General features: G+C 75.4%; 11 protein-coding genes. 6 read left to right on the top strand and 5 right to left on the bottom strand.

From position 1 onward, the window contains the following. Positions 1 to 273: 273 nt before the first annotated feature. From ACZ3ZE_RS27255 to ACZ3ZE_RS27245, 3 genes are read left to right on the top strand one after another with little or no spacing between them, the layout of a single operon-like run. Positions 274 to 3,903, top strand: coding sequence for a CHAT domain-containing protein (locus ACZ3ZE_RS27255; protein ID WP_467261073.1), 3,630 nt, complete (start codon positions 274 to 276; stop codon positions 3,901 to 3,903). After that, positions 3,900 to 4,538, top strand: coding sequence for a hypothetical protein (locus tag ACZ3ZE_RS27250; protein WP_467261071.1), 639 nt, complete (start codon positions 3,900 to 3,902; stop codon positions 4,536 to 4,538). The genes ACZ3ZE_RS27255 and ACZ3ZE_RS27250 overlap by 4 nt, the downstream gene beginning before the upstream one ends. Next, the gene (locus tag ACZ3ZE_RS27245; protein WP_361177238.1) at positions 4,538 to 5,203 is read left to right on the top strand and encodes an RES family NAD+ phosphorylase; all 666 of its coding nucleotides are present in this window, start codon (positions 4,538 to 4,540) and stop codon (positions 5,201 to 5,203) included. The genes ACZ3ZE_RS27250 and ACZ3ZE_RS27245 overlap by 1 nt, the downstream gene beginning before the upstream one ends. Before the next feature lie 100 nt (positions 5,204 to 5,303). Here ACZ3ZE_RS27245 and ACZ3ZE_RS27240 read toward each other — a convergent pair whose 3' ends face one another. The 4 genes from ACZ3ZE_RS27240 to ACZ3ZE_RS27225 are packed head-to-tail and all read right to left on the bottom strand — an operon-like array spanning position 5,304 to position 12,122. Beyond that, entirely contained in the window at positions 5,304 to 5,822 is a 519-nt protein-coding gene (locus ACZ3ZE_RS27240) for an FHA domain-containing protein (RefSeq protein ID WP_361627322.1), read from the bottom strand. Then, complete coding sequence (locus ACZ3ZE_RS27235) at positions 5,819 to 8,008, bottom strand: AAA family ATPase (protein WP_467261069.1); 2,190 nt, start codon at positions 8,006 to 8,008, stop codon at positions 5,819 to 5,821. Before ACZ3ZE_RS27235 ends, ACZ3ZE_RS27240 begins: the two co-directional genes overlap by 4 nt. Then, the gene (locus ACZ3ZE_RS27230) at positions 8,005 to 9,789 is read right to left on the bottom strand and encodes a hypothetical protein (RefSeq protein ID WP_467261067.1); all 1,785 of its coding nucleotides are present in this window, start codon (positions 9,787 to 9,789) and stop codon (positions 8,005 to 8,007) included. Before ACZ3ZE_RS27230 ends, ACZ3ZE_RS27235 begins: the two co-directional genes overlap by 4 nt. Beyond that, positions 9,786 to 12,122, bottom strand: a complete 2,337-nt coding sequence (locus ACZ3ZE_RS27225; RefSeq protein ID WP_467261066.1) for a serine/threonine protein kinase — start codon at positions 12,120 to 12,122, stop codon at positions 9,786 to 9,788. The genes ACZ3ZE_RS27230 and ACZ3ZE_RS27225 overlap by 4 nt, the downstream gene beginning before the upstream one ends. Before the next feature lie 196 nt (positions 12,123 to 12,318). Here ACZ3ZE_RS27225 and ACZ3ZE_RS27220 point away from each other — a divergent pair, with 196 nt between their 5' ends. Beyond that, positions 12,319 to 13,560: a macro domain-containing protein gene (locus tag ACZ3ZE_RS27220; protein WP_467261064.1), complete on the top strand. Its 1,242-nt coding sequence runs from the start codon at positions 12,319 to 12,321 to the stop codon at positions 13,558 to 13,560. Here ACZ3ZE_RS27220 and ACZ3ZE_RS27215 read toward each other — a convergent pair. Beyond that, positions 13,535 to 14,284, bottom strand: coding sequence for a 4Fe-4S single cluster domain-containing protein (locus tag ACZ3ZE_RS27215; RefSeq protein ID WP_467261062.1), 750 nt, complete (start codon positions 14,282 to 14,284; stop codon positions 13,535 to 13,537). The genes ACZ3ZE_RS27220 and ACZ3ZE_RS27215 overlap by 26 nt on opposite strands. 223 nt (positions 14,285 to 14,507) lie before the next feature. Here ACZ3ZE_RS27215 and ACZ3ZE_RS27210 point away from each other — a divergent pair, with 223 nt between their 5' ends. Both ACZ3ZE_RS27210 and ACZ3ZE_RS27205 read left to right on the top strand, forming a co-directional pair. Continuing rightward, positions 14,508 to 15,296: a hypothetical protein gene (locus ACZ3ZE_RS27210; protein ID WP_363291987.1), complete on the top strand. Its 789-nt coding sequence runs from the start codon at positions 14,508 to 14,510 to the stop codon at positions 15,294 to 15,296. Then, positions 15,293 to 16,081 carry a hypothetical protein gene (locus ACZ3ZE_RS27205; RefSeq protein WP_467261060.1) on the top strand — a complete coding sequence of 263 codons (789 nt, stop codon included), beginning with the start codon at positions 15,293 to 15,295 and terminating at the stop codon, positions 16,079 to 16,081. The genes ACZ3ZE_RS27210 and ACZ3ZE_RS27205 overlap by 4 nt, the downstream gene beginning before the upstream one ends. Positions 16,082 to 16,105: the final 24 nt, after the last annotated feature.

Below are 16,105 nucleotides of genomic sequence, written 5' to 3'. Positions count from 1 at the left end.
GGAGGAGGGGGTCGGGACGCGGGCCGACCCCCGCGCCGGCGGGCCCTGGGCCTCGCGCGGGGCCTTCGAACTCGATCGCCCCCGCGCCGGTGGCCCTGGGCCGCACGCGGGGGCCTTCGTACTCGATCGTGTCACGCGTCCCGCCGATCGGCCGGGCTCTTCCGGCCATGATCCGGTCGATCGCCGGACGGTTTCCGCTGACTCGCGCGAGCACGTGCCGCGCCTCGGACGAGCGGGCCATGATGGGCCGTATCGGCTTGCTGAGGAGGGGTGTTGGGGATCGAAGGCGAAGCGGTGGAGTCCTCCGGCGGTGACATCGGAAGCCGGGTGGCCGACTTGGTGCGGCGTGCCGCGGGGGCGAAGGTGCTCCCGATCGGGCAGGAGCCTCCTGCGGCGGCGCCGTCGGAGGGTGAACGCGACGCGCTCGTGGCGGAGTTCCGCCTGTTGATACGGGAGGTGGGTGACGGTGTTCCGGGCGAGCCGGTGCTGCTCGCCGCGTGCCTCGAACGCCTCGGCGCGCTCATCGGCACCCGCTGGGTCGACCGCCGCGAGGAGGCGGACCGCGCCGAGGCCATCCACCTGCTGCGCCGGGCACGGGAAGGGCGCCTGCTCGACGTCGGGAGGCACACCGAGGCGGCACGGAACCTGCTCGTGCTGCTCGCGGGCCCGTTCACCGAGCGCCGGCCGCTCGGGATGGACATGGTGCAGTCCATCATCGACGCCTCCGTCCCCCAGGCGAACGGCGGACTCGGCGTCATCGAGGCCGCCCCCGAGATCGAGCGGCTCGTCCACGAGATCGGCGCCGCCACACCCGACGGACTGCCCCAGGGCGCGGCGGACTTCCTCGCCTTCCAGACAGAGCTCCAAGCCGCTCTCTTCTCCGACGACCCGGCGGCTCTGCACGCCCTCCTGCGTCAGGCGGACAGTCTCGACAAGCGTCTGCTGGGGCCCGTCGCTCCGCTGGTGGGGCTGCTGCGGAACATGCTGCCGCCCACGGCGGAAGGGCTGACGCCGGAAGCGATGCGCCTCCCCACGAGGGACGAACAGCAGGGCCTCGGGACGCTGCTCGGGATCCTCACCACGGCCGCCGAGCCCGGCGCCGTCTCCGTCGAGCAGATGACCTCCCTCCTCGACGCCGCCGGGACTCCCGGCCCGCTCGCGGACAACCGGATCCCCGGCCCGATGCTCGCCATGGTCCGCGCGATGCTCGGCGTGGGTACGGGCGACGCCGGTCAGATCGAGGCGGCACTCGGCCTGTTGCGGGCCGAATCCGCCCAGGACGGCCGTGACGACGACATCGGCGGGCTCGTGCGCGGGGTGCTGCCCGGGCTGCTCGCCGGAGTCGCCCAGACCGGCGGCAGCCACCTCGATCTCGACATGGCGGGGAAGCTGCTGGAGACCATCCTCGCGCCCGGGGACGGGCAGCAGCCGGCGCCCCAGCCCTACGGGGACCGGCCCGGCGCCGACGACCTGCTGCGGACCAACCGCAGCCTGCTGCTGATGGGGCGCCTGAACCAGGCCGCCGACGCGGAGGACGCGCAGGCCCTCGACGAGCTGATGGGGCAGGTCCTCGACGAACTCGACGAACTCGACGAGACCGACGAGACCGACGAGACCGAGGACCCCGGCGGGGCGGACGTCCGGCGGTTCATGCCGCTGTTCCTGCTCTGCTACGGCCATCTCGCCCTCGCGCGGGCCACCTCCGACGTCGAGCCCCTGCGTCGCGCGGGTCACTACTTGGACCAGGCCTACGAGGCGGCGGAGACCGTGCCGTTCGCGCGGGGGCTCATGGATGCTCTCGCGGCGCCGCTGCTGGCCCTCACCTCCTATCTGGACCCGGCCCCGGAGCGGGTCGCCGAGGCGGTGGGGCGGGCCAGGGCCTCCCTCGACGGCAACCCCGTCGTCGCCGACCAGCGGATCCGTACCCGGATGGGCATCGCCTTGGCGCTGTCCCTCCAGGGGGGTGCGGACCGGGATCCGGCGGTCCTCGACGACATCATCGACGAGCTCGAGCGCGCCCGCGCCGAACTGGACGGCGGCACCGCCCAGGTGGCCGCCGCGCTGCACTGGGATCTCGCGGAGGCGTACGCCGCCCGGGCGGGGAGCGGCGCGGGGCCCGACCTCGACCGCGCCGTCGCCGACGCCCGCGCCTCGCTGCGGGCCACCGTCGACGACGTGCTGCTCCAGGAGGGCGTCCAGCACGGTCTGGACGTCGCCCGTGGCGGCGCCGCCCGGGGGCTGCGGGCCGCGGCGTGGGCCGTCCGGGCCGGGCGTCCCGACGAGGCGGTCTCGTGTCTGGAGGCCGGGCGGGCCCTGGTGCTCGGGGCCGCGGCCGTCTCCGCCACCGTGCCGGAACGGCTCGTGGAACTCGGCGAGGAGGAACTGGCCCGGCAGTGGCGGGAAGCCCGGCCGGACGGCACGGTCACCGCTCCGGCGCAGGACCCGGAGCGGCTGCTTGCGACGCTGCTCGACGGCGGGTCGGACACACGGCTCCTGCCCAGCGGACTGCGCCGCGAGGTACTGGCACGCCTGCGCGGACAGAGCGACGGCCGGGACGGCCGGGTGCCCGAGGCCGCCGTACTGCGGGACGCGGTCGCCCGGTCGGGCGCCGAGGCCCTGGTCTACCTGCTGCCGGGCGAGGCGGCGGACGAGGGGTGGGCCCTGGTCGTGGCTCCGGGCCGGGACCCCTGGACGCTGCCGCTGCCGGCCCTGTCCGGGGCGGGTCGTGCGCCGGTCGCCGCCTATCTGGAGGCCACCGCCGGCCGTTTCACCGCCCGGCGCGGCGCCGAACGGTGGGAGGCCGCGCTCGACGCCCTGTGCGACTGGGCGGGCGAGGGCGTCATGAGCCCCCTCCTGGACGCGCTCGGCCTGTGGGAGCGGGGCCTGGCCGAGGCCGGGCTGCTCGACGGTGCGGCGTCCACCACCCCGCCGGTACGGCTGGCCGTCATCGCCTGCGGGAACCTGGGCGTCGTGCCGTGGCAGGCGGCCCGGCTCCCCGTGCCCGAGCGGTGGCAGGCCGCCGGGGCGCCCGCGACGGTACGGGCCTGCGAGCCCGCCGTGCTCACGTACGCCGCCTCCGGACGGGAGTTCCTGCGGGCGGTACGCGCCCGGCGGCTGCCGCTCGCCCAGGGGCAGGCGCTGGTCTGCGTACCGGCCGATCTGGACATGGCCGAGGACGAGATCCTCGCCGTCCACGACGCCTACTACCCACAGGCGGCGCTCTACGGCGAGTACGACACCCGCGCGTTCGCGTCGCCGCCGCCCGCGGGCACACCGGCGCAGGTGCTGGGGCTGCTCGGCGCCCAGGCCCCCGGGGCGCGGCCGGTCGCCGTCGTCCACCTGGTCTGCCACGGCACGGCGGGGTCCGACCCCGGCTCGTCCGTGCTCGAACTGGGCCGCCCCGCGGGCGCGGAGCCCGCGGCCGGGCGCCTGTCGGTGACCCGGCTCCTCGACACGCGCTCAGGACCGGACGGCGCGGGCCGGCCGCTGGTCGTCCTCAGCGCCTGCGAGACCGACCTGAGCACCCACGACCACGACGAGGCGCTCACGGTGACCACCGCCTTCGTGCACGCGCTCGCGGCGGACGCCGTCGGCTCGCGCTGGAAGGTCAGCGACGACGCCTCGGCCGTCCTGATGACCGTCTTCCACCACCACGTGGCCGCCGGCCTGGCGCCGCCCGACGCCCTGCGCGCCGCGCAACGCTGGATGCTGGCCCCCGCCGCGCTCCGGCCCGAGGTGCCCGGCCTGACCCCGCCGCTGCGACGCACCGCCGCCCGGCCCGAATCGACCGGGCCCGCCTACTGGGGCGCCTTCATCCACCAGGGCAACCCCGCGCCCCGTACCGACGGCACGTCCCCGCCCGCCACCGGGCACCCCCACCGGGAAGGAGAGCCGGCCGCATGACCCCCGACGAGTTCGTGGCCCTGCTCCGCGACCACTGGCCGCGGACCCTCGCAGAGCTCGACCCGGCCGCCCGCGAGGAACTGGCGACGGCCCTGCGGAAGCTGGCCGACAGCACCGAACCGCAGGCCGTGCAGGCGGCCCTGCGCGGTCTGCGGCGGGTCCTGCGGGGCCTTCCCGACGAGCACCCGGTGACCCGGGCCCTGCGGGAAGGCGTCCGCTTCGCCGGCACCGCCGACGCCCCGGTGCTCGACCGGCAGCCGCTCCTCGCGCTCCTCGGCTCCCTGCACGGCCCGCCGCCGCTGGACCCGGTCCGCGCGCGGCTCCTCGCCGCGCCCTCCCGGCCGGCCGCCGACATCGGGGCGGCCACCGGCGACCCCGGACTCATCCGGCTGCGTCATCCCGAACTCGGCGACCGCTACCCGCTGTTCCAGTTCGAGGCGGGCACGGACCGGCCGCTTCCCGTGGTCGGCGTGATCAACCGGCTGCTGATGGCGGACCGCGACCCGTGGGGTGCCGCCGGCTGGTGGCTGGGCGGCAACCGTTGGCTCGGCGGCGTACCGGCGGACCTCCTCGGCTCCGTCCCCGACGCGCAACTGACCCTGGCCGCACGCGAACTGGTGGAGGGCGACCTCTGATGCCAGGCCAGATCCCGCCCACCGGCGCCCCGATGCTGCCCGTCGTCCACACACTGGACGCCGGCACCCGCCTGTGGCGGCTGCACCTGCACGAGTACGGGGCGCAGGAGTTCAATCCCCGGCTCGCCCACGAGTTCTTCCGGGGAAGCCGCTTCGACGCCACCGAGAAGGACCCCTACTCCTACCTCTACGCGGCCCTCGACCCGGTGACCGCGCTCTCCGAGGTCCTGCTGCGGTCGATCGACTTCGACGACGCGACCGGGACCCGGCTGGTGCCCTGGGCGCAGGCCTCCCGCTACCGCCTGTCCGTCCTGCGCACCACCGAGGAGCTCAAGCTCGTCGACCTCACGACGGCCGAGGGGCTGGCCGCGGTCTGGCAGGACGGCTGGCTGGTGGACTGCGAGGAGGCGGACTATCCGAAGACCCGCTACTGGGCGCGGCTGATCCGCGAGCACTGCCCCGAACCGAAGGGACTGCTGTGGCAGTCCAAGCGCTGCCGTCCCCGCCCCGCCCTCCAGTTGTTCGGCGACCGCTGCGAAGGGAAATGGCTGCGTCCCGAAACCGAGGCGACCCTGCGCCTCGACGACCCGGTCGACGTCCGCGAGGTGAACGCCCTCCTGGAGCCGCTGCGCGCCCGGATCTCGGTCCCGGACGACCTGGCCTGAACCGGCGCGGTCCGGCCCAGGGACCGGCCCCAGGGTCGGAGCGCCTCTGGTGGACCGTCCCCGGTGGACCGCCCACGGGCGGTCCACCGACTCCGCCCGGTCAGCCCTCGGCCGTCTCCGGTCGCCCCCGACCACGCCCCAAGGTGATCACGCAGCCGATCCGCGCCCCGAGTTGCAGGCGGTCGCCGTCGGTGACCGGGTAGGGCCGTCCGGCCACCAGGTCGATGCCCGCGAGACGCGTGCCGTTGGCGGCGGTCGACGGTTCCTCGGTGACGGTGGCGGTGCCGTCCGGTGCCACCGCGATGCTCGCGTGGCGTCGCGAGACGGTGGGGTACGCGGCGAGCGCGGCGGCGGTGGCCGGCGCCCACTCCGGGTCGCGGCCGAGGCCGGCCACGGTGCCGGGGAGGACCGTCACCGTCAGCGCGACCTCCTCGAACCGCAGCCGAGCCGGGGCCGCCGGCGGCCCCGGCGCCACGGACACCGGCGCGACCGGCACCGGTGCGGCGGCCACCGCCCCCAGAGAGTCAGACCGCTCCCCCGCGTCCAGGTCCTCCCATCCCCCGTCCCCGTCCCCATTCCCGTCCAGGTCCTCCCAGTCGACGCCCTCCACCGCGCTCATCGCTCCCCCGGCAGCGTCTCGACGTCGGTCTCCCCATCGATCTCCACGTCGATCTCCACGTGCCCGTCCTCGGTCTCGTGGACCCCGTGCACCAGGACGGTCTCCCCCGGGCCGGTCCCGGGGCGGTCGAACAGCGCGCCGGCCAGCGGGTTGAGCAGGTGGGTCTCCAGGACCATCCCGATGCCCCGGCCACCGTTCCACAGGTCCCGGGTGCAGTACGTCGCCAGTTGGGCCCGGGCCCCTCGGGACAGCTCCAGCCGGAGCTGGTGCTCGGCGGCGAGCTGGCGCCGGATGTTGCCGATCTGGAGGTCCAGGATCCGGGCGGCCGTCTCCTCCGTGATGAACCCGAAGACCACGACGTTGCCGCCGATGCGGTTCATCAGTTCGGGCCGTCCCACGACCGCCTCGAAGTGGTGCTTCACGTTGCGTTTCACCTGGTGCGCCAGCTCCCGGTAGGGCGTTCCGGGTTCGACGATCCATTCGCGTTCCTCGGTCACCGGGTCCGTGCGCTGTACGCCGAGGTTCGAGGTGAAGATCAGGACGCATTCGCTGAAGTACGTGGTGACGCCCTGCCCGTCGGTGAGGCGCCCGTCTTCGAGGACCTGGAGGAACTTGTCCAGGACGCCCTTGTCCGCCTTGTCGATCTCGTCGAAGAGGATCACCCGGAACGGGTTGGCCCGTACCGCCGTGGTCAGTTCTCCCCCGGCCTCGAAGCCGACGTACCCGGGTGGCGCGCCGACGAGCCGGTCGGCGGAGTGCGGCGCGGAGAACTCGCTCATGTCGAAGCGCAGGTACGCCTGGTCGCTGTCGAACAGCACCGAGGCGACCGCCTTGGCGAGTTCGGTCTTCCCGGTGCCGGTCGGCCCGGCGAAGAACAGCGTGCCGCGCGGCCGGTGGCCCGGGGTGCTCGCCTGCGCGCCGGAGAGGCCGAGCGCGGCGCGTTTCAGGATGGCGAGGGTCATCCCGACGGCCGCGTCCTGGCCGAGGACCCGGGCCGGTATCCGTTCCTCGCCCTCCTTGATCCGCTGCCGGATCTCCTCCCGGCGCCACGGGTTCTTCTCCACTCCGAGCCGGTAGACGCGCACGGCGTCGGGCATCGCCGCGAACGGCATCCCGCGTGCCACCGCCAGGGTGACGCTCTCCCGCATGGCGCGCAGGTTCATGCCCTGCGCGGCCCGCGCGAAGTCGTCCGCGAGGACGCTTCCCTCCGCGCTCCCGCTCCCGATCCCGATCCCGATCCCGATCCCGATCCCGGCGCCACCCCCAGCCCCAGCCCCGGTCCCAACCCCAGTCCCCATCCCAGTCCCAACCCCGGCCCCGCTCTCCGCTCCGCGCACGTCCGCGCGGCGCGGCCGGCCCGACTCCGCGGCGTGTTCGCGCTCCAGGAGCCGTGCCATGCGGCGCCGTTCGTCGGCGTCGGGCTCGGGGACGGCGATCCTGCGGATCCGGTTGCTCCCGGAGACGAACCACGACGGCAGGTCGCGTTCGCCCGGGGTGAGCCAGATGACGGGGTTGAACAGCGCGGGCGGGGTGGGGTGTTCGGGCATCGCGAGGGTGGCGGCAGGGTCCGGGGCGAGCGGCTCGGCGGAGCCGGCCAGTTTCAGGCAGGCGAGGAAGAAGTCCCGTTCGGCCTCGCTGAGTCGCCCCGGGTCGGTCGGCAGCCGCCCGGCGTGGTCGACGAGCAGGGCCACCCGCAGCGGACCCGCCTCCTGCGTGGCCGTGCCGGCCGCCCGCCGCTGCGCCCACCCCCGTACCAGCTCCTGGAACTGCGGTACGACCTCCAGGAGCGGAGAGGTGCGTGCGGAGCGGCCGATCCTGGGGAGCGCGGTGGGGCCGCTCTCCGCCAGCAGGTGCCGGACCATGTCGAGGTCGGGGCCGGACCGGGGCCCGGCCACGCGGAAGCCGTCGATCTGGTCGTACCGGACGAGCGCCCGGTAGCCCTGCGCGCGCAGCGAGTTCCACAGGACGGTGACCAGCCCGTGGTGGCTGTCGGTGCCGCGGGGCCGTACCAGGTGGAGGTCGTCGACGTTGCCGTGGAGGACGTACTGCGCGTGGACGCTGAGCGTGCCGGTGAGCTCCTCGACGAACAGCGGGACCCGCCGGTCCCGCGCCGTCTCCCGGCGCGGGACCGGACCGTCGTGGTCCGAGGCGTCCCGGGGTGTCTTGGTCAGGTCGTGGACGCTCATCGTCCCGTGGTCCTCCGGTCGTCGTCGACGTGGCGCGCCTTGGGCTGTTCGCTCGTGCGGCGGTCGTCGCGTGCCGCGGTGTCCGGTTCCGTCCGCTCCCGGGCGTCGGCGAGGTCGAGCACGATCGCCCCGTCGCCGCCCCGGACTCCGGGCACGGCCGCGCCGCTCTCCCGGAAGGTCACCGGGAGGTCGATGCCCCAGCGGCGCCCGGCTTCGCGCAGCTCGTCCAGGTGGCCGCGGGCCTCGTGGCAGCGGCGGGCGTCCAGCGCCTGTTGTACGGCGCCGGACGGCCCGGGGCGCTCCGTGTGCATGGTGACCATCTCGGTGGCGTCGTCGCGCACGGTGATGCGCAGCCAGTGGTCGGGCCACCACCCGGCCGGGGTCAGGTCGAAGCACAGCGGCCCGTCGGACCCGTCGGAGGCCGCGCCCGCCGTGCCGTCGCCGTCCGCCGCCGTGCCTCCCCGGGCCGTCGGCAGGCGGGCGGCGTCCGGGTCGGCGAGCCGGGCGACGGCGAGGCCGATGAGCTCCGTGGTGTAGCGGCACTCCAGGTCGGCGGTCCGCTCCCGGATCCGCTGGTCCACCGCGCGCTGTTCCTCGGGGGTCGGCGCGCGGCCCTTCTCCAGGGCGGCGCGCAGGATCGCGATCTCCTCGCCGGCCGGGGCGAGCGGGGGTTCGCCGGGTGGTGCCTGGGTGAGGAGGCAGTCGAGCTGGACGGCGGCCTTCTCCCGTGCGGCGAGCCGGGACCGTACGGCCCGGTTGGCGTCCCTGACGAACTGGCGTGCCTCCCGGAGGTGGTTACGGGCCTTGGCCGGCCGGTCGTCCGCGCAGGCGACGGCGAGCCGCACGGCGGCGACCGCCAGTTCGGCGTCCTTGCCGTCCGCCCCGGGTGCCAGCCGGGCGAGGAGTTCGGCGCCCGATTCCTCGGCCCGTTCCCGGCCGAGCCCTTCGACCGCCGGTGCCTGAGGGAGGGCCGCCGTATCCGCCGTCGACGGGTCCTGGAGGGCCTGTACGAGGGCCTCGCGGCGCTCCTGTGTGCGGCGCCGCCACGCCTCGTCCTCCGGGCCGCCGGTGAGGTGCAGCGTCTGCGCGAGCGTCCACCGGTCCTGGGCGGCCTCCGCCGTGGTCAGGGCCTCCTCCAGTACGGCGAGTTCGCGGCGCAGGACGTCCAGCCGGGTGCCGACGCAGGTGAGCGGGGGCGGCAGGTCGGGCGGTGGGGGCGGGGGTGTGTCCGGCGCGGTGTGGACGGCGGCCCGGCGTACGCGGGTCAGGAGCGCGGCGCGGCGGGCGTTGGCCCGTACGGCCGCGAAGGCGGCGGCCTCCCACTGGGCGGTGGCGGCCGTCGCGGCGCGTTGGACGCGTTCGAGGCAGCGCTGCTCCTCGGCGGCCCGGCCCGCCGCCGCCGCGAGGACCCGGGTGCCGGCCATGGCGGCCCGGCAGACGAGGAGCGCCCCGCTGAGGGCGCCGAGGGCGACGGCGGCGGGCTCCAGGAGTTCCTGGAGGGCGTGACCGGCCGCGTCGAGGGCGTGCGAGGCCGCCGCCTGGGCGCCGTCGACGGCATGACCGACGCCCTGCCCGAGGCCGTCGACGGCGTGTCCGACGCCTTGGCCGAGGCCGTCCGCCGCGTGTCCGAATCCCTGGCCGAGGCCGTCGACCGCGTGGCCGGCGCTCTGCCCGGCGTCGGTGAGCGAGGCGAAGTCGACGGTCCCGGGCGTGGCGGAGGCCGGGTAGCCGACCGTGGGGACGATCTCGGCGATCGAGGGGAAGACCAGGCCCTGGCTCATGTGTTCCTCCTGGAGGGTGCGGGCCCCCGCGGTGCGACGGGCCGGGGCGGCGTGGGGCCCGACCGGTTCCGGTCCGTGGGCCGGGCCGCCGGGTCCAGGCGGGCTTCCCGGGCGATCCGCCGCCACGCCAGCCACCGGTGGACGGTCCACCCGGCGAGGCCCAGGACGGTCGCGGCGGGCCAGGCCCAGGGCGCCATGACGACGGCCCAGACGCCCAGCGCGCCGAGGGCGGCCAGGCAGGCGGCGGCCACCGCGATCCCGATCCGGCCCCGGGAACGGGCGGCGCCGAAGGGCCGTTCGGCGGCGGGGATCAGCAGCCCGGCGAGGGACCGGGCCGGGTGGTAGACGAGTGCGCCGAGGGCGAGGGCGATCCACAGCTCCAGGGCGTAGACGACGGTCGCCGCGGGCAGCGCGAGCATCCAGGCGAGCACGACCTGGCGCTGGTCGGCGCGGTCGATCAGGTCGGCGAGGCCGATGAGGAAGGTCCAGGGCGCGGTGACCAGGGTCGCGCCGAGCAGGGCCCAGCCCAGGGTGGGCTGCCGGTCGAGGCGGCGCAGCACCTCGAAGCGCGCTCCGGTCTCCCTGGCGAGCTGCCGCTCCCACTCCCGTTCCCATTCCGTGGCCCGCTGCTCCGCCGCCTCGTTCCGGGCGACGCCGAGGAGCAGGGCGGCCGCGAGGAGCCGCAGCGGGTTGTCCTCGTCGGCGCGGAGCGCGCGGTACCAGGGCGGCTCCGTGCCGTCGGCCGCGTTCCAGGTTCCGGCGGCCAGCAGGTGGTTCCGGGTGCGCTCGGGTTCCTGGGCGAGGCGCAGCAGCCGCGCGTCGAGTTCGACGGTGTGGCGGAGCCGTCGGGTGGCTTCGCCGCGGGCGGCGGGGCCGCCCCGTACGAGCAGGTCGGCGACCGCCGCGTCCCAGCCGGCCCGGTGGCTCTGCCAGCGGCTCTGGACGGCGTCGAGGCCCTCTCCGCCGGGGCGGGCGGCGAGCAGGGGCAGCAGTTCGTGGCGTGTCAGGGCGATCACCAGCTCCCTGGCGGGGTGGTCGCCGTCCTCGGCCGCCCGTGTCAGTTCCGCCAGGTGGTACGGGTCCAGCTCGGCGCCGTGCCAGGAGGCGAGCCGCTCGGGCCCCATCCAGTTGAGCAGGCTCAGCATGGCCGGGGGGTCCAGGGGGGTGGTGAGGCGTTCGCGCAGCTCCGCCAGTTCGGCGGCGTCCTCGTCGGTGCGGCCCGGCGCGTCGGTGAACTGGCCCAGCCAGGCGGCGAGTCGCTCGCGTCCGCGGCGCCGGGACAGCAGCCGTCCGGCGGTCTGCCACTGGGTGTCGAACTGTCTGGCCAGCAGCTCGGTGCTGGTGAAGTCGCGGCCCTGGAAGGCGAAGGGTTCCACGGCGGGCGGTGGCGGCGCGTGTCCGCCGACGGTGCGCGGTGCGACCGGCGGGGAGCCGCCCGAGAGCCAGCGGTCCACCTGCTCGGTGCCCCAGCGGTGTTCGGGTGCGCGGGTCAGCAGCCCCTCGCAGAGCATCCGCAGGCGGGCGTCGGTGACGCGTGAGAGGTCGGGGTCGTGCGTGGCGATCTCCCGGAGCGTCTCCTCCTTGCTGAGGTAGTCGATGGGGTGCTGCCCGCCGGCGAGTTCGGCGGCGACCATCCCGAGGGACCACCAGTCGACGGCGGGGGTGACGCTCTGCTGGTGGATGGCGGCCTCGGGGGCGAGGTAGTGGGGTTTGCCCAGCCAGTCCCGGAGCCTCGGGGAGTCCTCGTCCCGGCCGAGGTGGACGGCCGCGCCGTGGTCGATGAGGACCAGGTCGAGGCGGTCCTCGTTCTGCGTGCTCAGGACGATGTTGTCGGGGGCGACGTCCCGGTGGACCAGTTCCTCGTCGTGCAGGGCGGTCAGCGCCTCGTGCAGCTGGGCCACGACGGCGTGGACGAGCTCCGGGCGGAGCGGACCGGGGTGCCGGTCGCGGTAGTGGGCCAGGGTGGTCTCGCCGTACGACGGCATCAGTTCGTACGGGTGCCCGGCGGCGGTCCCTCGCTCCAGGACGCGCACGACGTGCCCGAGTTCCCCGGTGAGGACCCGGCTCGCCTCCGCGTCGGGCGCGTAGGCGCGGTGGTACCACTTGAGGACCAGGGGCAGGGCGGCGTCGTCGTGCCGGGCCTCGCGGTCCTTGACCCGCAGGACGACCGCCTGCGTGGGGCTCGCGGCCTCGGAGAGGACCTCGGTGAGGTCGAAGCGCCCGCCGAGCGGGACGGGGAGGCCGTCACGCGGGCTGCGGGTCTCCGCGGGACGGGAATCGGCACGGCCGGTGAATCCCTCGGGGTCCCATTCCGTCGGCGGCACGGTCGTCATGGTCTCCGCCTTTCACCGGACGGGAACACGCGCAAAATCGGGGAACTTTCGGGAGCATTCACCCTGGCCACCCGATGCGTATCACACACGGACATCCTTTTCCCGGGAAAGGGACCGCAGAACGGAAGAAGATCATTCCGGCCAGTTCTCCTGGCACCCGCCACGGAATCCGGCGGCCGGGATTATGGTGACCGCCATGAGCCCGCAGAATCCCCCCTCGGAGCCGGAAGGGCGCTCCGCTCCGGGCGGCCCCGGACTGCCGCCCCACGCCGCCCTGGCCGAGGAACTGGCCGCGCTGCGCCGCCCCGGCCTCGCCACGCTCCGGAGTCTGCGCCCCCGGGCCCTGGACCGGGTCGCCCGGGCCACCGGACACACGCCGGCCGGCACGGACGAGGCCTCCGGAATCGAGGCCCTTCTCGAAGCGGCCGTACAGCGGCTCGCCCGACCCCAGGGTGATGCCGACGAGGCCCTTTCCATAGGCGAGTTGGCGGACGACCGGACGGTCGACCCGCTCGCCCGGGCCGCCGCGCACACCTTCGGCCTGCTGCCCGGCCGGCGCGGAGCACCGGCCCCGGAACGCCGCAAAGCGGCCGCCGCCGTCTACGGCGTCACGCCCGAGCGGTTCCGCCGAGGCCAGGAGCAGCAGGTGATCGCGGAACTCGCCGCAGCCGCCCTGGCGTTGGCCCGGGACGCCGCCTCGGGACGGACCCGGTCCGGCACCGCGGGCGGCGGGACCGAGCCTCGGCGCGCGGTGCCCGACCCGGCGCCCGATCCGGTCCCCGACCCGCCGCGACGGGCGGGCGGATCCGGGCCGGCACCGGCCGCCCCACACCGGGTCACCGTGCACTTCTCCTCCCTGGAACTGCTCCGGGACATCGACATCCTGGTGTCGTCGGAGAACACGCACATGGAGATGTCGAAGACCTTCCGGCCCACCGTCTCCGGCGCCCTGCGCAGGGCCGCGGCCCTGCGCAACGAGGTCGGCGAGATCACCGACGACGTGCTCGCCAGGGAACTCGCCGCGTGGATGCGGTCGCACGGCCGCACCGGCCTGCCCGTACGGCCCGGCACGGTCGCCCCGACCTCGGCGGGCGCCCTCGCCGGGCGGGGCGTGCGCCGCGTCTACCACGCGGCCGTCGTCCGGCCGGTCGACGACGGCGGTGTGTACCGGACCGACCCCGAGACGCTCGTCGACGCCGTCGCTGCGGTCTTCGCCCTGGCCGAGGCCGAACGGAACGCCTACGACCCGCCCCTGAGGTCCCTGTGCTTCCCGCTGCTCGGCTCCGGGCAGGGCGGCCTCACCCCCGTGAAGGCCGCCCGCTGGTTGAGTTGGGCCGTCCAGGAGGAGCTGGGCCGCCACCCGGGCTGGGCGGTGCACTTCGTGACCCGCGATCCCGCACTCGCCCCGCTGCTCACGGGCGCCAGCTCCGCTCCCTGAGTCGCAGCCCACGGTCCCCCAACCACCTTTCGTAGAATGCGAGTTCCCCTCGGGCCGGTACGCCGAGGAGGCGAGCGGCCGGTGACCGTACGGGCGTCCCGGCGGGCTCGCCCGCGGGCTCCCCGGCCGGCCCCGCGACGGGCCCTCCGACCGACGCCCCGACGGCTTCACCGGCGGGTTCCACCACCACCTGCACCGACGGCCCCGTGGTCCGCCGGTGCAGGTGGGGTCCGTAGCGGGCCCGGCCTAACGCGGTGCGCGGCAGCAGCCGCTGGTTGGCCGAGCCCCGCCACACCAGCCCGGTCGGCTGGGCGACCCTGAACCGGCCGGCGATCACCGCGTCCGCGTGCCGCAGGGCCCGCAGCCGCTCCGGGTCCCACTCGTCCTGTTCGTACCCGGTGTAGACGAGGATGTCGGCGGGCGGTTCACGCCCCGCCTCGTCGCGCGCCGCGTCGGCTCCGGACAAGAACTCGGCCAGTCCCGCGGCCTGTTCGAGGGGTTCCCCGCCGCTGACCGTCAGCCCCTCCGCGCCCTGGGCGAGCGCGGCCCGCCACAGGCCGAGGAGTTCCCCGACCGACGATTCCCGGCCACCCTGGGCGTCCCAGGTGTGCCGGGACATGCACCCGGCGCAGGCCAGCGGGCAGCCCTGGAACCACACGCCGAGGCGCCGGCCGGGGCCGAGTGTCTCCAGCGGGAAATGCGTCCCGCCGATCCTGATGCGCATCGCGCCCTCCCCCTTGGACCGAAATCGAGTATCAACGTATTCGGCCTCGCACGGCAAACAATTCCGGAGAATCTTCCGGTCGTTTTCCGGGCGGCTCCCGGACGGATTCGGGGCGGGCCGGTGGGAACCCGGAACGCGTCTCGAACGAACGGCCCCTTTCTGCTTTCCTTCGCGTAGCCCTCCATCCGGAACGAGGGCAGCGGAGAAGGGGGAATCCGTCGTCATGATCACCACGGACCAGATCAGAGGTCCGGCCCGCCGGGCCCGGCTCGGCGGGGTGGCCGCGCTCCGGGCCCGCCGGCGCGGCCGCCGGGACGCCCCCGGCCTGTGTCCCCTGCTCCCCGCGCACCCGCCGGAGCCCGACGCCGCCCCGGACCTGCCGGGTCCCTCCGCCGTTCCCGGCCTTCCGAACCTCCCGGACCTCGTGACCCCGTTCGTGATGGAGACCCGGGCGGACACGCTGCGCGCCGTGGGCCAGCTGCGTTCCCGCCTGCTGAAGGACCGGCGGGCGGCGATCGCCCGCCTGCACGCCGAGTCGGTGCGCGTGGTGACCCAGTACGACAGGCGGGGCGCACCCCTTCCGGCCGCCCTCGCGCGGTACGGGGAGTGGATCGGGGCCTGGCGGGCCGACGCCGAGGTGTGCCGGGCCCGGGCCGTCGCGCTCACCCACGAGGCCAACCAGCGGCTCGCCTGCTACTGGGACGCCGTCTGGCTGACGGTCCACCGGATGCGGGCCGAGGAGGCGGGTGCGGCGCGTCATCGGGGGCGGGTCCCCGAGGCCGGCCTCCCCGCCCGTCCGGCCTTCGCCGCGCGCCCCGAGCACTGGCTGCCCGGCCGGGTCACGCTCGACGCCACCTGGGAAGACCTCGACACCTGGCTGTTCTCCGGCCCCGTACCCACCGGGGCCGTCGCGGCCCGGGACCGCACCCACGCCGTCGCGCGGGCGCTCCAGATCCTCGACACGCAGCCGCACCACGACACCACCGACGCCCCCGGGAGGGGAACCCGATGACGTCCCACCAGGCGCACCCGCGCCCGCGCCCGCGCCCGCGCCCGCCGCGCGCCCGGCGCCGGGTCCGGCCGCTGGCGGCAGCCCTGCCCCTGGCGGCCCTCCTGCTCGCCGCGACCGGCTGCTCCAGCCGGCAGGCCGAGAAGCTGGACGCCGTGTGCGCGGTCGTCCTCGACGGCTCGGGCTCCGGATCGGCGGCCAACGGCTTCGACGCGAAGGCCAAACTCGACGCGACGATCGTGCCGTTCATGAAGGAACAGCACTGCCGCTCGCTGGCGTACGCGCCGATCACCTCCTCGTCCAAGGCGTCCCCGTGCCACGCCAACGACGTGAACCTCGACCCGGCCACGGAGAGCACCGACGACGTGGAGGCCATCCGCCACGAGGCCCGGGTCCAGGCCGTGCTCGCCGCCCACACCATGCTGGCCTGCGCACAGAAGACCAACGGCGGCTCCGACGTCCTCGGCGGCATCGCGCGGGCGGCGGAGACCCTGGGCGCGGGAGACGGGCGCAGGGCCCTGCTCGTGGTCAGCGACTTCGAGCAGTACGACCCGGAGTTCGGGCTCACCGCGAAGTCCATAGCCACCCCGGAGGCCCGCACGAAATCCGTCGACAAGCTGATGGCCTCCCGGGGCGTCCCGCCGATCACCGGCATGGACGTCTTCCCGGTCGGCTACGGCATGAACCGGAAGGCCAAGCCGAGCGAGTTCGAGCCGTTCGACGCGTTCTGGACGGAGATCCTGACGAAGAGGGGCAAGGCACGTGTCCACGACGACTACCGGCGCTGACCCCGGACGGACGCCCCGCAGGGC

This window comes from Streptomyces sp. NPDC023157 (genome assembly GCF_055560575.1).
The sequence above is the reverse complement of the archived record's forward strand: the minus strand, read 5'-3'. Positions and strand labels throughout refer to the sequence as shown.

Excerpts from the sequence above, each read along its gene's own strand:
- ACZ3ZE_RS27205 (WP_467261060.1), top strand. The coding sequence starts at position 15,293 with ATGACGTCCCACCAGGCGCACCCGCGCCCGCGCCCGCGCCCGCGCCCG.
- ACZ3ZE_RS27210 (WP_363291987.1), top strand. The coding sequence starts at position 14,508 with ATGATCACCACGGACCAGATCAGAGGTCCGGCCCGCCGGGCCCGGCTC.
- ACZ3ZE_RS27225 (WP_467261066.1), bottom strand. The coding sequence starts at position 12,122 with ATGACGACCGTGCCGCCGACGGAATGGGACCCCGAGGGATTCACCGGC.
- ACZ3ZE_RS27220 (WP_467261064.1), top strand. The coding sequence starts at position 12,319 with ATGAGCCCGCAGAATCCCCCCTCGGAGCCGGAAGGGCGCTCCGCTCCG.
- ACZ3ZE_RS27235 (WP_467261069.1), bottom strand. The coding sequence starts at position 8,008 with ATGAGCGTCCACGACCTGACCAAGACACCCCGGGACGCCTCGGACCAC.
- ACZ3ZE_RS27240 (WP_361627322.1), bottom strand. The coding sequence starts at position 5,822 with ATGAGCGCGGTGGAGGGCGTCGACTGGGAGGACCTGGACGGGAATGGG.
- ACZ3ZE_RS27245 (WP_361177238.1), top strand. The coding sequence starts at position 4,538 with ATGCCAGGCCAGATCCCGCCCACCGGCGCCCCGATGCTGCCCGTCGTC.
- ACZ3ZE_RS27230 (WP_467261067.1), bottom strand. The coding sequence starts at position 9,789 with ATGAGCCAGGGCCTGGTCTTCCCCTCGATCGCCGAGATCGTCCCCACG.
- ACZ3ZE_RS27250 (WP_467261071.1), top strand. The coding sequence starts at position 3,900 with ATGACCCCCGACGAGTTCGTGGCCCTGCTCCGCGACCACTGGCCGCGG.
- ACZ3ZE_RS27215 (WP_467261062.1), bottom strand. The coding sequence starts at position 14,284 with ATGCGCATCAGGATCGGCGGGACGCATTTCCCGCTGGAGACACTCGGC.